The 19,829-nt window shown below is 51.7% G+C and carries 21 protein-coding genes; 18 read left to right on the top strand and 3 right to left on the bottom strand.

Annotated elements, in window-relative coordinates; translation table 11 throughout:
- Positions 1-7: 7 nt before the first annotated feature.
- From Abin_RS07990 to Abin_RS15830, 3 genes are all read right to left on the bottom strand, one after another.
- The gene (locus Abin_RS07990; RefSeq protein ID WP_084593536.1) at positions 8-1,183 is read right to left on the bottom strand and encodes a hypothetical protein; all 1,176 of its coding nucleotides are present in this window, start codon (positions 1,181-1,183) and stop codon (positions 8-10) included.
- The gene (locus Abin_RS07985; protein WP_052051449.1) at positions 1,183-1,746 is read right to left on the bottom strand and encodes a hypothetical protein; all 564 of its coding nucleotides are present in this window, start codon (positions 1,744-1,746) and stop codon (positions 1,183-1,185) included. The genes Abin_RS07990 and Abin_RS07985 overlap by 1 nt, the downstream gene beginning before the upstream one ends.
- Positions 1,747-2,153: 407 nt before the next feature.
- Complete coding sequence (locus Abin_RS15830) at positions 2,154-2,633, bottom strand: hypothetical protein (RefSeq protein ID WP_255319337.1); 480 nt, start codon at positions 2,631-2,633, stop codon at positions 2,154-2,156.
- A 217-nt stretch (positions 2,634-2,850) separates the two neighbouring features.
- On the opposite strand from Abin_RS15830, the gene Abin_RS07975 reads away from it, so the two are divergent.
- The 18 genes from Abin_RS07975 (at position 2,851) to Abin_RS07895 (ending at position 19,828) form a co-directional block, all read left to right on the top strand.
- Positions 2,851-3,696 carry a helix-turn-helix domain-containing protein gene (locus tag Abin_RS07975; protein ID WP_048845817.1) on the top strand — a complete coding sequence of 282 codons (846 nt, stop codon included), beginning with the start codon at positions 2,851-2,853 and terminating at the stop codon, positions 3,694-3,696.
- A gap of 417 nt (positions 3,697-4,113) precedes the next feature.
- Complete coding sequence (locus Abin_RS07970) at positions 4,114-5,001, top strand: hypothetical protein (RefSeq protein WP_146867668.1); 888 nt, start codon at positions 4,114-4,116, stop codon at positions 4,999-5,001.
- A gap of 135 nt (positions 5,002-5,136) precedes the next feature.
- Positions 5,137-5,772 carry a DotI/IcmL/TraM family protein gene (locus tag Abin_RS07965; RefSeq protein ID WP_048845815.1) on the top strand — a complete coding sequence of 212 codons (636 nt, stop codon included), beginning with the start codon at positions 5,137-5,139 and terminating at the stop codon, positions 5,770-5,772.
- A 4-nt stretch (positions 5,773-5,776) separates the two neighbouring features.
- Entirely contained in the window at positions 5,777-6,757 is a 981-nt protein-coding gene (locus Abin_RS07960; protein WP_048845814.1) for a DotH/IcmK family type IV secretion protein, read from the top strand.
- Positions 6,757-7,992: a DotG/IcmE/VirB10 family protein gene (locus Abin_RS07955; protein WP_048845813.1), complete on the top strand. Its 1,236-nt coding sequence runs from the start codon at positions 6,757-6,759 to the stop codon at positions 7,990-7,992. Before Abin_RS07960 ends, Abin_RS07955 begins: the two co-directional genes overlap by 1 nt.
- Positions 7,993-8,065: 73 nt before the next feature.
- Entirely contained in the window at positions 8,066-9,244 is a 1,179-nt protein-coding gene (locus Abin_RS07950; protein WP_048845812.1) for a hypothetical protein, read from the top strand.
- A gap of 10 nt (positions 9,245-9,254) precedes the next feature.
- A complete protein-coding gene (locus Abin_RS07945) occupies positions 9,255-9,791 on the top strand; it encodes a hypothetical protein (protein WP_048845811.1) in 537 nt (178 codons plus the stop codon).
- A 93-nt stretch (positions 9,792-9,884) separates the two neighbouring features.
- The gene (locus Abin_RS07940) at positions 9,885-10,331 is read left to right on the top strand and encodes a hypothetical protein (protein WP_255319338.1); all 447 of its coding nucleotides are present in this window, start codon (positions 9,885-9,887) and stop codon (positions 10,329-10,331) included.
- A gap of 362 nt (positions 10,332-10,693) precedes the next feature.
- Positions 10,694-10,969 (top strand): hypothetical protein, encoded by a 276-nt coding sequence (locus Abin_RS07935; RefSeq protein ID WP_048845810.1) that lies wholly within the window; start codon positions 10,694-10,696, stop codon positions 10,967-10,969.
- A 12-nt stretch (positions 10,970-10,981) separates the two neighbouring features.
- Positions 10,982-14,065: an ATP-binding protein gene (locus tag Abin_RS07930; RefSeq protein ID WP_048845809.1), complete on the top strand. Its 3,084-nt coding sequence runs from the start codon at positions 10,982-10,984 to the stop codon at positions 14,063-14,065.
- Positions 14,066-14,201: 136 nt separating this feature from the next.
- Positions 14,202-14,660, top strand: coding sequence for a DotD/TraH family lipoprotein (locus tag Abin_RS07925; protein WP_035381384.1), 459 nt, complete (start codon positions 14,202-14,204; stop codon positions 14,658-14,660).
- On the top strand, positions 14,653-15,687 hold the full coding sequence (locus Abin_RS07920; protein WP_048845808.1) for a type IV secretory system conjugative DNA transfer family protein: 1,035 nt from the start codon (positions 14,653-14,655) through the stop codon (positions 15,685-15,687). The genes Abin_RS07925 and Abin_RS07920 overlap by 8 nt, the downstream gene beginning before the upstream one ends.
- Positions 15,684-16,850, top strand: coding sequence for a type IV pilus twitching motility protein PilT (locus Abin_RS07915; RefSeq protein ID WP_048845807.1), 1,167 nt, complete (start codon positions 15,684-15,686; stop codon positions 16,848-16,850). The genes Abin_RS07920 and Abin_RS07915 overlap by 4 nt, the downstream gene beginning before the upstream one ends.
- Entirely contained in the window at positions 16,850-17,098 is a 249-nt protein-coding gene (icmT, locus tag Abin_RS15625; protein ID WP_048845806.1) for an IcmT/TraK family protein, read from the top strand. The genes Abin_RS07915 and icmT overlap by 1 nt, the downstream gene beginning before the upstream one ends.
- Positions 17,095-17,526: a hypothetical protein gene (locus tag Abin_RS07910; RefSeq protein WP_048845805.1), complete on the top strand. Its 432-nt coding sequence runs from the start codon at positions 17,095-17,097 to the stop codon at positions 17,524-17,526. Before icmT ends, Abin_RS07910 begins: the two co-directional genes overlap by 4 nt.
- A gap of 2 nt (positions 17,527-17,528) precedes the next feature.
- Entirely contained in the window at positions 17,529-18,044 is a 516-nt protein-coding gene (locus tag Abin_RS07905; protein ID WP_371862216.1) for a lytic transglycosylase domain-containing protein, read from the top strand.
- On the top strand, positions 18,041-19,189 hold the full coding sequence (locus Abin_RS07900; protein WP_048845803.1) for a secretion/conjugation apparatus DotM-related subunit: 1,149 nt from the start codon (positions 18,041-18,043) through the stop codon (positions 19,187-19,189). Before Abin_RS07905 ends, Abin_RS07900 begins: the two co-directional genes overlap by 4 nt.
- 12 nt (positions 19,190-19,201) lie before the next feature.
- Positions 19,202-19,828 carry a hypothetical protein gene (locus Abin_RS07895; RefSeq protein WP_048845802.1) on the top strand — a complete coding sequence of 209 codons (627 nt, stop codon included), beginning with the start codon at positions 19,202-19,204 and terminating at the stop codon, positions 19,826-19,828.
- Position 19,829 lies beyond the last annotated feature (1 nt).

The following is a 19,829-nucleotide window of genomic DNA, read 5'->3' as shown; positions in this document are numbered from 1 at the left end:
TCTTGTTCTAAGGATTGATTGTCGGAGAGGGCATTTTGTTAGAGGCATGCTGCATATGAGCTTCCTCTGTCTGTGCGATACCGGTCGCACCTACCGACGCCTGATAAAGACCAAGGCGGTAATTTTGCATGGCCAGATAGTTCGATTGTGCCAGCTCTGTTGCGATTTCACGCAGAACACTTGCGGTTGGCATAGCCTGTAATGATGCATTCCAGCTGACGCTGGATACGCGGCGATTGACTTCGAGACTCATGGCCTGAAGCCATGATGCGCGATCAAGAGGCTTGAGTCCTTCTGCCTGCATTTCTTTCTTCTGATCTGCTGTGAGCGATACAGAAGGAGTTTCAAGCGCCGTAATAAAAGCGAGAATAAAGCGTGCCAGAGACATACGGGCATTGTATGAGCGCCGTTGGATCATCTGCTCACGACCCATGGTGCTAGTCGCTTGCTCACCTCGAATTGCAGCTGGAGCTACAGGCTGGATAAGACTGGTAGAGTAATCATTGGCCGCATCGACAGCCCCATCATTGGAGAGTGTATCACTCATAAAAAGCGTGCTTGCCCGCTGATCTGCATTGGGCAGACGGGAAACAGAACTGCATAGCCCCGCGTCAACATCTTCCTGAGAGCAGTAACGTCTCAGATGGAAAACTGTATTGGCATCGACACCCTGAGCGCGGCCGTAATATGAGGGCGTTCCTTTTGCGGCTTCACCACGCGGCTCAACAATCGTTGTAATAGCCCCCAGGGCTGATCTGGAAGCCTTCGCTGCAGCCATGGTGGCTTGTTGACTGTCCAATCCACTGCAGAACTCTGGCGACATCATGTGTTCATCACGGATGCCTGTTTCTTGTTGTCGCCTGAGGAAGGCCGCCATAGCGGTGTTCTGCGCATCGGCAATCCGGCTTTGTGCGGCGACTTGGCCTTTGGCATAATTAGCTTGCTGGGTTGCTGCATCGCGGATCATTGACGAGACAGAATGAGGATTACTCATGTCATTGAGGCTGTTGGTGATGTTATCACCAACCTTATCCATCTGCTTTCCCATAAAGCTCTGCAAAGCGTGGATAGCAAAAACGACAGCCGCCTCACCTAAACCATAAGCTTGTCTGGGTTGTAAGCTGGTTGTCAGGACGCAGACACCGGCTGCAAGGAGGAAAGTCCTTGTGATCTGTTTGGGCATCAGAACACTCCATCCATGATACTGTTGGCGCTATAACCGGCCGGCAGGAGTGGATTGCTCTGGACGTAAAGCGATCCTGAGCCCGCGGTTGTGCCAATTCCACCTGATGCCAGTGGTGGACCACCGCCGCCAAAATTGAGTGACGGGCACATCGTGCCACTACCGACGTTTCCAAAACCAAGGCCCAGATTGATGCCTGATAAGCTCAGGCTACACTGTGTGCCGCCCATAGCGCTTCCCCAGGCACTCTGAGCAGCCTGACAAATCTGCGATCCCAACTGGTCTTCAAGACTTTGGATGAGAGAAGCCGGATCCAGGCCGCTCGTAATGACATTCAGGCCCTGGCCATGGAGGAAGCCGTCCAGACAGGAGAGCGCACCAACGCTTTCAGGTTGTTTTTCATAGGCATCATTAGCCTGTACGCGTTGGTTGATAGCGTTTGCCGCCGCCTGGGTTAAATCGGCGCAGCCGACACTTCCCTGTTCAGTCTGTTGCGCCAAAGCTGGGTTCGACAGAAGCCCAGCAAAAATGACGGCTGAGAAAAGGTGATCTCTTACCTTCATGAGGAAGTCTTTGCATGTGAGGGGATGATATTAGCGAGGGTTTGCAAGCGTTCAGGAGCTATCAGACGCCCCAGTGTTTCCACCCTTGCGCGACCGAAGACACCTCTCGTGAACGGTGAATCCCCACTAAGCAGCCCGGATAGACTTCCATGAGGACCCGTCAGCTCATCCAAAGCTTGCCGCAGTTCATTCCAATATTGGGGTGGTATTAACTCTAGCGTTCTGGTCCAGACTAATCGGACTTCGGGGTCCTGAAGACGATGGAGAGTGTAATCAGAACCTTGCTGGGAAATGTCTCGGGCAAGGTTTTCAAGAGCCATCAAGACATCGCCGTGTTGCGTTCTGTCTCGATTGCCGTGCGGTGTTGTCGCCTGCGCCATGGGTTACCTCCTGTATTGAGGCAACCGTCAGTGATCATGATGCGACGAAACAGCTTTTTTTGTTAGAATTCGGACGGAATTGTGCCCAACGTCGATGGCGTAACCGAGAGGGTCCACAGCGGAAGCCAATACTCTGTTCCATGTATCTCCGCCTGCCCAGTTCACCTGTCTGGAGAGGTCTACATCCGGCGCAAACGTTACTTTGACGTGAGGTGGCACAATCTGTCTTACGGCAAAGTCCAATGGAACTTGTTGCCCAAAGCCATCAACACGACGGAAATGGTTATGTGTCGCTTTAACTGTGTCTTTGTTCGGAGTCACAGTTGACGCTTGATGGGTTTTATCAATCGATTTAGCGTCGATTGTTGAATCGACTTGCTTGTGGTTGGTTGTCGTAGTCGATTGACTTGGTTGAACCAGTTCAAATGCGGTATTATGGAACATCGACTGTCGATGATAGTCACTCGCTAATAGGCCGACTGTAAGACAGATAGTGGGGATAATCATAGGTTTCTCTCCTTCGAAACCATATGAAACCCATTATGATGCGACCAAAAACCATATTAAGTCGAGTTAACACTCGATATATTGGTATTGACTGATATTGACTTGAGTGGAGTTTAACGAACGAAAGGACCACACGCGCTGTTAAAAGCACCTTAATGACGGTGTTTTGTCCCTGATCTTATGGCGGTCAGGGCGCCTGCCGAGAAAGAGTTATGATATGGCTAAGAAACCGAAAGAGACGCAGGCCAATGCAAGACTGTTTATCGATAGTCTTCTATACAAAAGGATAAGTACAGAGCTCACTGAACATCGTAAAAACATTGGACTAACGGTGAAGAGACTTTCTTTGATTTCAGGGGTCACAGTAACCACTATAAAATATTTCGAATCAAGCCGTGAAAACGGAAAAGGGTTCTCTGTCGGAACTGTTGCAGGACTGATAAAGGCCATGAAACTTGATCCGATGAAAATTCTACCACCACACGGAGGCTCAATTGATGAATTTCCACCTAAACTAACCGCCAGCAAGGTGAAGCTGCTATTGCAATCGACCGAGAATCTGAAAACCTTCAAGCCTCAGATTCTAGATCTTATTAGATCTCTTACGGATGTCGCTCGGGTTGTTAAACCAGACATGGATGCGGCGTTGGCTGTTTTTACGGCTGAGGAAACCTATAACGTTTCTCCTCAGAATTCACTTGAGAGCTTGATCACTTTTGGCCGACGTCTGCGTAGTTTGAGAATTTTAAAAGAATGGTCAAGGGCAGATTTGGCGAACGCCGCAAGTGTAGCATTAGGTTCAATCTTTGTCATTGAAGCCGGTATGCAAAATCCATCACTTCAGACACTCTACCAACTTGCCGAAGCACTGAATGTTCACCCAGCCTTTTTTATAAGATATGATGACGTAGCTGCAAAACAACAAATCGACCTTGAGCGGCGTGCAGCATCTATGATTGCTGGTGATCAAATTAGTCAGGTGAGTGACTTGTTGGCCACGCTCGAATACATACGTCGCACAACCAGCCCGGCTGACGCGATGAAGGATACACTAACTAGTTAATCCTCAAACTTCGCTCCGTTATTCCTCAGTGGGAACGGGGTGAAGTTATTCAAGAGCGAAATTTCATAAATAAATCAGAAAAAATATCACGTTAGCGTGAGACCAACACCGCGGCTGATTTATAACTGAAGACGCGCGACACAATCCACTTCGTTCTGGCAGCGGAAGTCTGGACCAACTGACCACTCAATAAATTATGTATAAATTACAGACGCTTGTCTGATACAGAACAGATTTATCAAATAGACAACCCCCACCGTCAGACTGTCACTCCGAAAAATCATACTCAGAATTTCTGACGGGAGTGATTTTTTTGACGACCACAGGTGGTCATTCCTAGTCGCATTTTTTGTTGACTCTTGAAGTTCTTTTCATGCTATTCGGACTAAATCAGTTACCTTATGACGGGATTTGGTCATGCTCGATTGCGCTGTCATCACCAGAAATGATCGCTTCTGGCTTCCTCAGTCTGTTTCCATACAGATGATCAGAAAGGTTATGCGTCTGACACGTGATTTCACACTCACCTCAGAACTGCTTGGGGTCACTATTGAGGAAGCGGAAGCTGCGTATGAAGGTTGGGACAAAGCGCCCGTCATGCATGGCTACCGGGTGCCTGATCGTCAAAAGGCATGGCAAGCGGAGGAACTGATTATCCTCGGTCAAATGTGGACTAGAGGCGAGCAAGCCGGGGACATCGCAAAAACACTTAAGCGCTCCCGCTCCAGTGTTTCTGGAAAACGTAGAGCATTGGGACTTCCTGCCCGTACACAAGTCTCGCGCGAGACAGCAGAGAAACACAAAACAGAATTACGCAATAGTGCGCTCAAATCTAGCAAAAAGACCTTGCTGACCTGGGCACAGGCCAGTGTTCTCACACGCAAAGAATTGCGTGGCCGGACCTACCGTGTGCGCTGCTGCAGAAACCTTGTGACCATCACCTGCATGGCAAGGTCTGACAAAACTCGTTGGAATGAGGCAGCCAATATTGAATGCGCTCATCGATATTTTGCACTTCAAAGCCATCATATCATTGCAAAGGATTTTCTCCTTACATCGGACGCCATCAGGTCACATGCCAGCTTGGAAGAGTGCATTCCTGAATCAAGACGTAAGAAACTGGATTACTTTATCTGCGAAAATGCGATCTCTTATATTAAAGATCGTGGAATCTTTCGTCGGGATTGCAACGTCATGGAAGGGGCACGTTTCTGGACAAACAGTAAACTTCGCCGGATCAGCCGTCGCGCAAGAAATTCCCGCCGTTTGCGTAGCCTCGTGGCCGCATATGATCTTGCAGCTTAAAAAAATTTAGCAGAACTGAAAATAAAAGCATCTGGTCGCATCTGAAACTATCAGGCTGTCCTCAGAAACATCTAAGAAGGACAGATCGATGATAGGTCTAAATAGAATTGTCCGCGCCCTTGGGGGGTGGACGCTATGAAAAGTCGGAAGCAGGCCATTCTCCGGCGTCTCAGTGACCCGGATTTTCAGGGACGTGTTGTTGAAAGATCATTGTGGGTAAATATTACTCTCGTTGCCCTCATCACGGTGTTTGTTGTTCATGATGTTTACATCTGGGCCAATCCACCACGCCCAAAGTTTTTCTATGTGGATGGACAAAACCCGCCGCGCCCCGCTGTGCCGTTGGATAGTCCTATATTGGGTCAGGACCAGCTCCTGTCGTGGGCTGTGCGATGGGGCATAGCACCCTATAACATCAACTACCGTGATTACCCTTCGCAGCTAAATACTGCCGGAGCGCATTACACTATTGATGGATGGAACAGTTTCGCTCGATCTTTTATTAAAGCAGGTAATCTTGATAAGCTGAAACAGGCAAAATTACTATGCTTTGCTCAGCCGACACGCGCTGCGACTATTCGTGACCAGAAGATAGTGAACGGACGCGCGCATTACGTTGTCCAGTTTCCTTTCATTCAGACGTGCGAAAACGTCAACCAGCAGAATACCCAAACACTGATGGCGACCATGATCATAGATCGTGTTGACGATATGGATCACCCTGATGGGCTGGCCATAAGCCAACTGGTTATTGGGCCGGTGAGGAATTAAGGCCATGAAAACACTAAAAACTCTCCTCATTCTTCCGTTTGCCCTGTTCCCTATGGCAGCCCACGCCCAGAACGTGACAGCCAGCCAATCTGCACAGATCAATGGCATGCCAGACCAAGATCAATTGGCACGTCAACAGGCTGAACGTGAGGCAATTCCGTTAACACCTGAGGAAATCATGAGGCTTGGCAAGCGGCTGAAAGAGGTCGATCGCGCACAAGAAGCTGTTCAGACCGAGATGGCAACTCCGAACGTAAGACCGGCAATTCGTGTCTCTTTCCAACCAGGCCAACAAACAAGCATCATCTTCACTGCTAAAGGGTATCCAACTGCAATTTCCTTTGTAGACCGCACTGGACAGCCTTGGCCGATTGCGTGGAATCTCGGTAGTATGACGGCCAATCCTTCTGGCGGGACCAATTGTGGTGCGTCTGCCAATGGATCCTCTGAGAAATCTGGCTCTCCGGCAGTGGAAACATCAGGTTTTTACGTTTGCGTGCCATACAAAGGCAGCAATACAATCAATATACAACCGCTTTCGCTTCAGCCTCGCGGTGGTTTGTTGGTTACTCTGAAGGATGCACCTAAACCTATTTCCTTTCTTTTGCTGGCCGGTCGTGGGTCCTATGATGACAACCTGACAGTCCGTGTCGCTGGCGATGGTCCCAACGCAAAAGTTGAAATTGATACCCGACCAGGTGCTCCGGCTACAGGAGACCCCTATCTCAATGCGATGCTAAGTGGCATTGCACCAGCCGCTGCAGTTCCCTTAAGCGTTGAAGGCGTTTCCCCCGACGATGTTCGAGCGTGGAAAATTGGCAACGAAATGTATCTGAGAACTAAGCTCGTTCTTATGACGCCTGCATGGGATAGCTCAGAGCATGGTGAAGGTGGTTACACCATCTATGCGTTTCATGAGACGCCCTATGTTCTGCTGTCAGATTCAGGACGCACCGTTTCGGCCAGCATTCGGGAGGCTCAGTAATGTCTTTCAACTTCAAACAGATCAAATTCAGACACATCCTTAGCCGAGCTGGAGAAGGTGGTAATCGTCGGCTGTTTATAATTGGCGGGATCGTTGCGTCTTTAGTCATCGTTGTACTAGCAGTAAGTTCCATTCATCACCGTGAAATGCCGCAATCCAATGCGGGTACGACACAGACTATCAACCCTTTGCCTGGTGGCCTCAACGCGACGCCAAAACAGGAGCAACTACGACGCGAAGAGATTGAGGACAGTGCTCGCACCGCCCAAAAGACGGGGAACTCTTACACTCCTGATTTTGCTCCGGGAAAGTCAGTAACCCCACCTGAGCCAATCCACGAAGTGGGTGAGGAAGAAGACCCCTCAATGGCAAAACGCTTGCCCACTCCTTCTGCTCAAGTTGCTCCCACGCCCGTTCAGGCGCCTGTCCAGACTGCGCCAGCCTATGCTGTAGCGCCTTCATCCGACGGTCAGGGACCTAACCCAGCTATAGCAAAGTATACGGGCGCCATTAACGCACTCCGAAATCGTATGGTGGGACACGTTCCTGTCACTTCCGTTATGTTCACTCAGGAGGATCTGACTGCTAAGAGTGATGCTGCTGATAGCAACAAGAACGATAAGTCCTCAGCGAGCTCTCTATCTCAGTCAGCACGCAACTCGGTTGTGTCCAAAGATCATGTGCTGATCCCCGCAGGACGAGGGATTTATGCCCACACAGTAACCGCTACAAACAGCGATCTGAATGGCGAAATTGTACTGGAAGCGGATTCCGGTCCGATTGCAGGCGACAGAATGATAGCTTCGGTCTCACGCGCAGGCGGCCATATGAATCGTTTGGTTCTGTCAGTTAAAACCGTGTACCACAAAGGAGACCCACTTACTGTCACTGGGATGGTCGTAGCACCTAAAACAATGGAGGCAGCAGTTGCGTCTAGCGTTGATCAACTCTACGTCGAACGATTCATACTGCCAGGAGCGGCCGCCTTTGTTCAAGGTCTCGGGTCTGCGCTTGAAACAACATCGAATACGGTTGGTTCAATCGGTGGACTTGGGAACGTTAATTACGTCCAACGCCTCAATTTTCCCCAGCAACTTGGTGTCGCGGCCGGGCAGGCAGCTAACCAGGTTAATAGTGCCTTGATGCAACAGATGCCAACGCAGGCAAGAGTTAATATGGCAGCCAATGTCAGTGTTGGTGTCGTGTTTACAACAAACGTAGCAACAAAAAACTAAATCTGTTTTTTTTAAACTCGTCGCATGATGATGCGTGATCCTGTCCCTAGTTTCACCTACAAAGGACAGGATCATGTCAGCAGAACCCCGTCAGACTGCATTTCCGCAGGATGACACCGGAACAATCCGGCACCTACGTCCGCAAAATCAACAAACCGCATCCGAACCCTCAGAGCAGGCTTCCTCTGAGAACGAACAGGACCAGATAGCAGACACTATCCCAGACAATTCTGGGCAGGCGGAAGCAAAGAAGAAACTGCCCGATAAACGTATCCTTATGGCTGGCGCAGCCTCAGGGGCTCTAGTGCTACTTTTGGCTGGTTTCTGGGGTTTTCATTCCAGTCCCAGCACCATGCAGCCAGTTGGACAGGAAGTTGGTATAACTGCCCAAACGCTGCCTACCCCAGCCGTGCCGCAGAAACACCAACCTGCCCCACGCTCTCAGCCGCCGGTTCATGTAGCCAGTCGTCAAGAAACAGTTGAAGCCAAACAGGCGCAACCGACTGATGATCTCAGCGCAATGATCGCGGCCGGACCACATCCGAAAACCGTACAAAACACACCGGCACCGCCCCAGTCGCCACCCGTACAGTCCCGCGAGGCAGAACAAGCAGCGGCAGTTGATCCCGTCTCCCCACCACCTCCTTTGACACCACAAACAGCAACCGAGACTGCACGTCACCTCATTGCGGCTCCAATGAGCTCGAAGGATCAGATTGATGTCTTACAACTGGTAACCATGGAAGCCGCACTTGTCCAAAATACACGGACAGAGATGCTTTCACTCCGTCAGGAACTTCAGAAGGAACGTGATGAGGCGCTGAAAGCCCGTGCCGATTTTACGCGCCGTCTAGCCCTGCTTGAGGCCAGGAAGGCTGTCGCGGATGCAACTGATCTCCCAAATCAAGCTAGAGAGAATGCCGCAGATCAGGCCAAACGCGCGTTAGCGGCTGCCATGAACAGTCAGCAGAATAGCGCACCGCCTCCTTCCGCAAGCCCGTCCTCTCTGGCTCCGCAGGCAGCACCGGCCTCAGAACAACCGCGGACAAACCATAACTGGGTACCGCGCTACCGCATTGTTTCTGCATCTCCCTTATTGGGTATGGTACAGGATGATAACGCGCCTTCTGGTGAGCAAAGCCAGTACGAAGTTGAGCCGGGAACAAATTTACGGGGCTACGGTGTCGTTAAGTCTATTTATCAGGCTGGTACCAACTGGGTGATCAAAACTGATCATGGTCTGATTAATTGAGGAGATAGACGTGGAAGGTCTCGTCAATTTCCTAAACGATATTGCCATCGCAGGTTCATGGCTTCTGCCTACGGCATGCTATATCGCCGCGTGTATGAGCTTTCTTTATGCTGTTTGGGGTATGTGGCAGCAGCGACAGCCACAAAACCCATTTGTCGGTAAACCATGGGTCCCGTATGTTGTCCTACTTTTATCCGGGGCCTTTGCAGCTTTTGATCGCATTCTGACGAAAGCCGCAAAGTCAGCCAAACTGGACATGCAGGTCAGCCTGAACTCATCATCGCCCACGGGCTATACTGGAGGCACTTCTCCTATTTCTGGGGCTGGTCCCCACGATGCCATCTTGCAAATTGTTAAAGATTTTTCGCTCTTTTTCCAGACATTCGGCGCATGGGTTGCGTTTTTTGCTCTGATCTCCTGGCAGGGAGCCATGACCGGCAAGAACAATCGCACCAAGCTTGGCTTACTGTGTCAGTTCGCCCTTGGTGTCGTTCTGCTTAATCCCGTCAAAGAAGCGAACTGGTTACTCAGCTACTGGCCACACTGACGGATCAGAAACTCTGTTTCTCGTCGCATCATGAACAGATTTAATCGCCATTGGGGCAAAAACCCTTATGTCATGACACTTGGAGTTACACTCATGAACACGCTTACCGTTAAAAACGAAAAGGCTCCTCAGTCCATCATCGTACGGTCCACCCGTCTGGCCGCTATCAGCGGCACGACATTGATGCTTGCAGCAACTCACGCGATGGCGCAGGCCGTCCAACCGACAGGTGATGGTCTCGGAAAGCAGATCCAGAGCATGTCACAGGAAGGCCTGACGACTGGGGGCACTGTTGCTTCAGCCGCAATGTATATACTGGCTTTTATCTGCTTCATTGCGGGTGTCTGGGCACTCTGGGAAAGTCGCAATCAGCAAACCCGTAGTCCCGGAAAGATTGGTATGGGGATTGCTGGCCTTGTGCTCTGCGGTCTGTTTGCCACCGGGCCAAAATGGATCAACAAAGCCGCCAATACGGCTTCTGGTGGCCAAGCTACAGTGGGTACCAGTGCTCAGGCTTATGAGTTCACGGGGGGTAACTGAGGTCTAAAACAATGAGACAGCCGGTTTTCCGCCTTAGCGTGCAGCCTTTCAGAAATATTCCGCCTGTTAAGGCGGAAGCCGGCACCTCGACTTGTGCGTGCTGTGGCCTTCCAGTCAGCGGGGTTAGTTTTTCCTGGCGTGGAACAGACACACGCATATGCCAGGTCTGTAATCTGCTACAATCACTGAACCGTCCGACGATTGATCGGGAAGCTCTTTTGATCTGGTGTCCTGAACTCGATCAGAGACAGGTCTCTGCCCTCACAGCACATGCCCATCTTGCCCTCTATCGGGCTTGTGGTCGGAAACTTAGTGCGTGGGAAAAGAGTGTTACAGTTCTGGCAGAAGGCAGGGAACCAGGAATGTTACCGCCGGCCGGCGTGGCCGCAGCTCAGACACTCCGTACCTTGTTTTCCAGATCAGATGAAGCATTCCGACGATTGCAATCTTCAGCTCCGTCTCACGTTAGTATCGCCATGCAGATTGCTGATACTTCCAGACAGGATGTGGAAGATGGTTTGGATTTCTTGCTCGATAACCTGAAACTTTTACCCTTGGGCCGTCTCTACGATGGGCCTGATGATATCTATCCCGATATTCTTGAAGCGCGCCTCCGCCTTCTTCCCACAAACTCCTGACAGGTTCAGATAATGGCAGGCTACCTTTCCACACTTCTCGCAGGCCTCAGCCTGTCTCTCCGGCAACCCCTACAGGCATTTTGTGACGTTGAAACAACGCACGATGATCACTTGGTGACCAAACGGGGTGAGTATATCTCTGTTTTGCGCATTAACGGCTTACGTCGAATGTGTACCCGCCAGGAAATTGCCGAATTGGCAGAGCAACAGCGGATCGAACTGCAGGGTGTACTTGAAGAGAAAGGCCATGCACTGGTCGGATGGTACTTGTCTGACCCAGACACCGCTCTGCAGGAAATTAATCAACTGTGCCTCAGCTCTTGTCGTGCTATTGCCACCAGACAGGGGCTTGATCTCAACGATCTTCTTGGAGAACGGAGCAAGCGTTGGCCGAATGTCATGCGCTCAGAAGTAGCATATTATGTGCTTTGGACACGCAAGGGATTGTTGAGTAGGGAGGAACGTAAGCAGGTTTCAGAAGAACAGGCCGCAACAGCGAAAGCTTTTCCAAATATTGGCGATACCCAACGGTTTGCTCTGCGCAGCGGAATCATGCTGGCTAGGCATACTGCTGCTGTCCATCGTATTGAGGGGGCGTTGAATGGTCTGGATATATCTTGCACATTGATCCCCCCACACGCCGCTCTACGTATCACGCGCGAAATGGTTTATCGCGAAACTGCTGCCTCAAAGTGGAAGCCTTCCCTAATCGGTGACCCACTTATGCCACGCTTGCCTGATGATCCTGACGCAACGGGTCCTTTGCCTGAAGGTGAACTTTGGCCATCAATCCCTGATCAGGTTTTTCATTCAGATGCAGATACAATTGGTGGGCAATTGGTCAATATTGGCGACTATTGTTACGCTCCAGTGGACATGGAGCTTGGACCTGAAGATCCGCGCCCATTTTCGGAATTATCTGCCACCCTCGGTCGGAAGCGTATCCCGTGGCGCAGTGCGATGATTTTGGAAAGCGGTGGGGGAGCCGCCTTCGCCCTTAAGGAGGTCGGCGCAGGATTTCTGGCAATGCTGCCGGGGAATGAAGATATCCGGCGCTCATTTGCCGCGTTAAAGACAATGCGGGAAAAGCAGAACCACAATTCAGTCCGCATGCGTATGTCGGCCGCAACATGGGCTCCCATAGGTGAGGATGCCAAACTACGCCGACAAGCCTCAGCGTTATCACAGGCTATTGAAGGATGGGGCAACTGTAAGACAACACGGGTCAGCGGCGATCCATTGGAAGCGGCTATGGGTTCGGTGCCAACACTTTCTCTAGGCAGCACAGCCAATCCTTCACTCGCACCTTTAGGCGAAGCTTTTACCATGATGCCATGGGCACGGAGCGCATCCCCATGGCAACAGGGAAGTATTCTTTTCCGGAGGCCCGATGGGTCAATCTGGCCATTCGATCCAACTGGTGGCGGTTTGCGAGAAGCAGTGGTTGATATCATCATTGCCCCTCCTGGTGGGGGGAAGACCGTCATGAGCAACACGATTAATCTAGGGCTTGTCTTGAGTTCGGCCGCACTTTCAGGAAATGGCGCTAAACTCCCTTTGATAGGCAAGGTCGATATTGGTCCAGGTGGAAAGGGATTTGTCGCATTACTGCAATCTGCACTGGGACCAGAGCGCGCTCATGAAGCGGCTTATTTAAAAATGCAGAAAACCCAAGGATATGAAGTCAACGTCTTTGATGTGCAGTTGGGCCTCGAATACCCGCTTCCCCTTGAGCGCGTGTTTCTTGAAAACTTTATTTCACTTCTTGCGACCCCGCTCGGCAAACCGCCGTTTGAAGGGATGGATCATCTTGTCCAGGACGTCATTGATGAAGCTTACAGGCTTTGTACTGACGTCTCAGGGGGAGAACCCAAGCTCTACCGGTCCGGAACGGAACCTCTGGTTGATGCCGCAATCCACCATCATAACCTGTCACTCCCCCATCATGGGGGAATTGATGATCCGACCTGGTGGCGTGACGTCGTTAACGCCCTAATTGATGTTGGTGACTACCGTACTGCCGGTATCGCCCAGCGTCATGCTGTGCCTGTTCTTCAGGATCTTCTGCGTGCTGCACGTACACCTGAAATCTCAAAGCGGTACGAAAAAATCAAGATTGAAACCGGCGAAAGCCTTATTGACGTTTTTGACCGCTATATCATGAACGTTATTAAGAATTTCCCCACCTTAGCAGCCCCTACACAGCTTGATATGGGTGACGCTCGTGTGATCATGATTGATCTCGCAGAAGTTGCCCCTAAAGGTTCAGCCGCCGCCGATCGTCAAACCGCGTTGATGTATATGCTTGCCAGACACCTCATCGCACGAAACTTTTTCCTTCATCCAGAATATGCCGATGAACCGGTGATGCCTGCGAAAATGAGAGACTATCATCTTGCTCGTTTCACTGAGATGAAAGAGGCCGTTAAACGGCTTGATTACGACGAATGGCATCGTGCGGAATCTGCTCCGCAAGTAGACGCGCAGGCAGTACGTGATGCCCGTGAAGGTCGAAAACACAATGTTCAGCTTGGTTTTATATCTCAGCGTCCCCGTGATTTCTCCGATGATCTTATGGGACAGAGTACAGGGCGCTGGGTTCTCAAAAAGGGGGATGGCAAAGATGCGGAACAGCTTATTTCTCGCTGGGAATTATCAACAGCCAGCGCTTGGGTTGTTAAAAATGCGCTGCGTGGTCCAGGGCGGAATGGCGCACCGTTCTTCTTACAGCTGAACGCCGCTGAAGGAGTATATGAAGTTCAGTTGGTCAACGTCCTCGGCCCTATTGAACTGTGGGGATTTAGCTCAACACCTGAGGATACTGCACTAAGTTCTAGGCTCTTCAACGCAGTAAGCCCACAACTTGCATTAAGATTTCTTGCTGCGGTATTCCCTGGGGGATCGGCTGTAGACGAGATTACTCGACGTCGGCAGATACGCATAAGCGAGACTGGTCTTTCTGCAGAGGAAGCGCAAAGAGGCGTGATTGACGATCTCGCCCATGAAATTCTTGACGGTCGAGGGATTGCCGTTGGCGTTCACGATAGAGTTCGTTCAATGGATGAGGATAGCGATACCCCTATTGCAGCGGAGTAAAGGCTCGGGCGCTAAGGAAGTAATTCTATTATTTCCTTAGCGTCATTTTTGTCAGAATAAATTTTCTAAAGCCTCAATTTTTTTAAACTGGTCGCATCATGAACGGTCACTCTGTTTTTCATAAACGGAGATGACCATGAAAAAGACCTCCTTTCTATATGCTACCCTCAGTATCGGGCTGACAGCCTGTTCTGGACACATAAAACCCGGCCCTATCGAAACGACTGGTATGGCCAGTCCGGAAGTGGCCTTACAACGTTCCATAGCCTCAACCACGTCGGATCTGCGTGAACTTGGCACGGTCCGTACCGCACCTGTAGTTCCGGTCACAGACCAATCTAGTACTCCCGATGATATTAACCGTCGAATTTGGTTCGTCTGGAATGGGCCATTAAACGCCGGCATCCGCAAGTTGGGTAAGGAAATCGGTTACACAGTGACCGTATTTGGCAAGAGCCACGATATCACGGTGCAAACAAACAGTGTTGCCCCTGTACTCGATATTCTCCGGTCATTCGGAGACCAGGCCGGAAATGCAGCCACGGTGCAAGTCGATCCCCTCCATCATCAGATCGCGGTGGTGTATCATGATTAAAACACCCTACTTCTCTCTTATGGCCTGCACCATGATGGTCGCTTTCGGGCAACCAGCTTTGGCCGCAGATACCGTCAAAGTTGACGGCCGCGTAATCCCATTCAAATCAAGTACGCCGCCACCAGCAAGGAGCGGCACCCTGGTTCCAATGCCTCAACCCCCGCAACCAGCAGCGGATGATATTGAGCAAGCAGAGCCCGCCTTGGCCAATCCAATCAATAAACCCATCACGGGAGCCCAGGAACTCGACAAAATTGTTGGTGGCGATCGTCCACTCTCATTAGAGGCCCTGCAAAATACTCGCCCTAATGATCTTGAGTCCGATGGATTGAAGCCGGGTCGTAAAGAAGCTCTTCAGGAGGCGGCACATATCTATGGTGCGCAAGGAGGACTTGCTGCACGAAGCTTTGCGATCAACGAAATGCTCCGACGCTATGAAGACACGCTTGATAGCACTTACGATTTCCGGTCTCTGGTATTGCCCATTGGCGGCGGGCAGACCCTTATGCAACCCCCAATTGTCACCGAAGCCCAAATGGCATTCGCCCTGAACGGCACAGGGCAGGTCGCGCATGAAACCCAATGCGTTTTTGAAATCACGAGAGAAGCACAACTGACATCAGCTGCACCCAACTGGCGAACCTATCTCGTCAGATCATGGCAGAAGCCTCGTCACCCTGCCTCAGCGGCTCTTCCTATGAACAAAAAGGAGGTTGGTTACTGGAATGACTGGGTCGCAGAAGGCTGGGCTTCCGGAGAAAAACAGGCCTCGGAAATTTTTCTATCAGACCTCTCACGACTTCAGCGCGATATCGTGGGCATGGCCCGTTATCGGGTTCTGCTGGCCAATGGGCGCGTGGAAGAACCTCATGTCGTGTTTGAACAGAAAGCTTCTGTCGGCGGAGGCGACACGCTTCACGTAGGTGATCGGGTTGTACGGATTACCAGTCAGCCGGGTCTCCGGGGCCTGCGCCGTGATCGGGGCTATGGTTATAGCGCACCTCTCTACCCGGAGCGTTGCCGATGAATTTCATCACATCATCTAAAGCTGAACGAGAAACCTGGCCCAATGAAGGACGTCCAGCCTATAGCTGGGTGGTCGAACGTCGCAAACAAGCGCCGGGTCTCGATGACCTACTCAAATGGGCTTATGGCCTTGGTGCCTCTCGCATTGATTTCAAGACAGGTCATCCTGTCACTATCATGGTTCATGGGAAGGTTCTTTTTGCGACACGTTTCTCTACGGACGATTTCGCAATATCGGACATTGTCAGCCACATGTATGCGCAGGACGGGATGTCAATGCTGGCCATCTCCCACGATCTCGACAGCGCATATTCAGTATCACTCAACCGTCGTGAAACTCTGCGGTTCCGTGTGAACTTCACCCCTTGTGAGGTCATGCGAGGACAGGGCGTGAATATCGTTATGCGTCCAATTCCTTCCCGTCCGCCCAGCTTGGAATCCCAATTGGTTGAACCAGAGGTTCTGGCAAGTAATGACATCGTATCCGGTATGAAATTGATCGGGGGTGTCACCGGGTCAGGTAAATCGTCACTCGCCTTTGCATTGGCAGAAGAAAAAGTCATGCGACCGGACGCAAATTATAACATTGCTACGGGCGAACATCCTATTGAGTTCCTGATGGACTATATCCGGTCACCAACAGGTTCAAAGATTACCCAGACCCCTATCCACCCCCCGCACATGACTTTTGCTAAATTTGTGCGCGGCACAACCCGACGCGAAATGACCGAACTGATTGTCGGCGAGTGCCGCGACAGCGAAACCATGGACGCCGCAATCAACTGCGCCATCACGGGCGGTATTCTTGGCACTACAATTCACGCGGACAATGTGGGACTGATGATGCAGAGGGCCGTATCGCTCTGTGCCCGCGAAGAACGCGATAACCTTGTCTCTGCCCTCGCTCAGTCAATGCGTTTCTGTCTGAATCAGCGGCTTCTTCCACGGAAAGGAGGAGGACGTGTCGCGATCCGTGAATTCCTGACTTTTGATCGGGACCTACGCTTTAAACTTATGCGCACAGATCCCCAATCCTGGCCTGAGTTCATCAACGATGTGCTGAAAACAGATGGTCAAAGTTTCGCACGCGCCATTGAGGCTCGGCTGGAACAGGATCTGATCACCGAAGAAGTCGCACTCATGGCAAAAAGGAGAGATGACTGATGTGGCGTGGAACCGGATTACCAGTACGATTTCTAATCCTTGATGCCCGGAGCTGCCTGCCCATTTTGCTGGCAGTTTTGCATTGGAGCTTGACGACGCTGATCATTGGCGTGGTGGGAACGGTATTTTTTGGTACGATTTCGTTCTTTGGCCTGACACTTCCTGCTGCCCTGCGTACTGGCCGCAGGTGGCTGATTGGCAGAAGACGTACAGCCCGCCCGACATGGAACCGCAGGAGATACTCATGAGCGTCTTCTCTGCTGTAAGGGTTGATGATGTAGCGCGGTCAGTCATGTCTCTTCTGTCCGAATTTGAGCAAACTGTTATCGTGGTGGACCGCTCTACTGGACAAGAGGCATCTATCAGTCACGAAGAAATTGCCCGTGCAGATGGCTATCTGCCGGTCATTGTTGTGGCAGCCGAGGCTCTGTGGTTTGACCTGACCGGTACTGGCTTTGGGCTCGATGTGCGGGAAAATCCTGAGGCAACACTCGGCTATACTTTGAGCAGTATCAGGGCAGGTTCGTGGTCAGTTGTAATGCTCTGCATCATCGACCTTTTTGAGGCTCTTGCCCTGAAGGGCGAAACACTCTGCCTTAATGATCTTGTCGAAATCTGGGGGAATGCGCGGTCGCGGCTGCAGACAGTCCCTGTTGCGCTACAGGAAGCAAGCTGATGATGAAACATCTCGCTCTTATTGGCTTCAGTGCTCTAGGGTTAGGTCTCGCACACCCATGCTACGCTCAGACAGCCCAGGACGATGCTTTGCTGCAAGGCCAGCGGATTCAGGCCTGTCTCTCCGCTGCGGCCTCAAATGCCCATGTACCTTCGGGAGTTCTTCTTGTCCTGCTCTACGTCGAAGACGGACGCCCTGGCAAAATCAGTACAAACACAAATGGGACAGTCGATCTCGGGCCTCTGCAGGTCAACTCAACGTGGGTGCGCAAAGTAGCGGAACATTGGCACAGCACACCTCAGCGCACTTATAACGCCTTACGCGATAATGTCTGCGCGAACATCGAAGCAGGAAGCTGGATCCTCGGGCAGGCTCTCGCCGAAACGCATGGTGATCTCTGGCAGGCTGTTGCGTATTACCACTCGCACACGCCTCGGTATGGTGAAGCCTATCTGCGGCGATTTTACCATATCGCTACAGACATGATGGTGCGCTCTCGCAAAGGCCGTGCATCATGAGCTCCAGCAGCACCCCATGGTCATCCAGCGATGACTACGCCCTGTTTTCCTTAATCGCTATTGTCGTAGGTGGCGCCGGGCTGTCTTACGTGGTGTGGTCCAATTGGCACGCTGAGATTTCGCTTTTCTATATCCGGCTTCTCGTGTGGCAGATTGATTTTCTCCACTTGCACTCGCTGCCCATCGTTGAGCTCCGTAAACAGCTTGTCGCAGCATCATGGTCTCCGGGTCACGTCAGAGCCATTCAGCTCTGGTATGGGCTGATGATACTTGGTGGTGCCCTACGGTGGCCGGCTGCCATTTTTATCGCGCTTCTGGGTCTAACCTGCATCGTCAGGGCCGCTCCCGGTCGGTTTGCAAAAGCTCTTGATCTGGAAGGTCTGATCGATGTGCAGGCCCGCATGTTCCCAACGTTACGCGGCTTTGCAGAGCGGCGCATGACAAAACTCATCGCTCCGGCTGCTGGCATGCCCCGCCCAGCTGATCCTGCACTACATGCTCATGAGTGGCGCGAACGCTTTGCGTCCGATCGGAGCGGTAAATTCAGCGAGGCGGGGGCCGTCTCGGCGTTTACAGCACAGTTGGGCAGGCACTGGACAGGACTGGAAGCGACCACTCCCGTAGAACGTGTGCTGTTTGCCGCCTTCTTCGCTCACTACAATCAAGAACGATCTGAGGCCATGGAGCTTCTTGGGCGGCTTTCTGAAAGTCTCAGAAAAAGTGGTCTGGACGGTCCAGAAGGTCCGAAAGAAGCCCTCACTGTTCCCGGTGAGATCATAGCCATAGCTGATGAAAAGCTAAGCATTCCCGGTGTTGGTGCAAAAATAGACGCCATATGCGCTCGCAATGGCTGGACGACAACGGCGCTCATGACGTTGCTGACTGAAGCCCGGCGAAAGGCCGGGGTCCTTGCTCCTCCTGCTTTTGCCATCGTCAAACTGATTGATCGGCTTCTTTGGTATGCCCTTCACTCACTGGGTTTCCCACATGAGCGCCCTGAAGAAGACGTTCACCCAAACCCACGCATTGAAGCTGCTGGTGCCCGTGCTCACTGGGAAGCCGAACGCAAGGCACGGCGCCCAATATACACTCCTGCTGTCTCGGTTGCTGTCGCAACTCTCCAAAAAAACTCCGATAAAGCTTGAAGGACAACCATCATGACGACCATCACAATTGAAACCGAAGGTCAGGCCCCTATTATTATTACTGTGGGAAGTGCCAGCTCCATGACTGTGGGAAGACAGGAACACCTGGCGCATCAACAGCCCCTTTCCATTTCTCCGCCTGCCCCCGTCTCTCAGACTACACCAAAAGTCACAGTGCCACCTACCGGGTGGAAAAATCGCTTCAGAAGCTACGTTCCGGGCGTAGCACTCGGTGTTCTCGCAGCTATCGTGATCATGAATTCAAGAGCGCCCCAGATCCCAACTCCCATGATGCAGGACTCAGGCAGCACCATGCCCCAGCAACCCCTGCTTCCGCCTCTTTCCGGTGGCCCGATTGGAATCGCCTCTCCTTCAGGCGGCTACGGGCCGGACGGCAGTGAACGACCAAGAAGTGTGAATGAAACCGTCAGAGACACCCAGAGGGCTATCTCCTCAGATCGCATGGGCATGCCTCCACAGGAAGCTGGAGGCCAAGGTGGAGCGCAAAATCAGGGCGGTGCCCCAACTGCCGGTGTCGCTCCCGCAATCAAAGGCGCTCCGGTCGTAGGTATGCCCCAGGCGGCAGGATCCGAAAGGGGCGGCAAAGGAAACGCTTCACCCTTCGGCTTGGAGCCCTGAG

The sequence above is a fragment of the Acetobacter indonesiensis genome (genome assembly GCF_000963945.1).
Taxonomy (GTDB): Bacteria; Pseudomonadota; Alphaproteobacteria; order Acetobacterales; family Acetobacteraceae; genus Acetobacter; species Acetobacter indonesiensis.
Note: the sequence above shows the minus strand (reverse complement) of the source record. Positions and strands in the feature narration are given on the sequence as shown.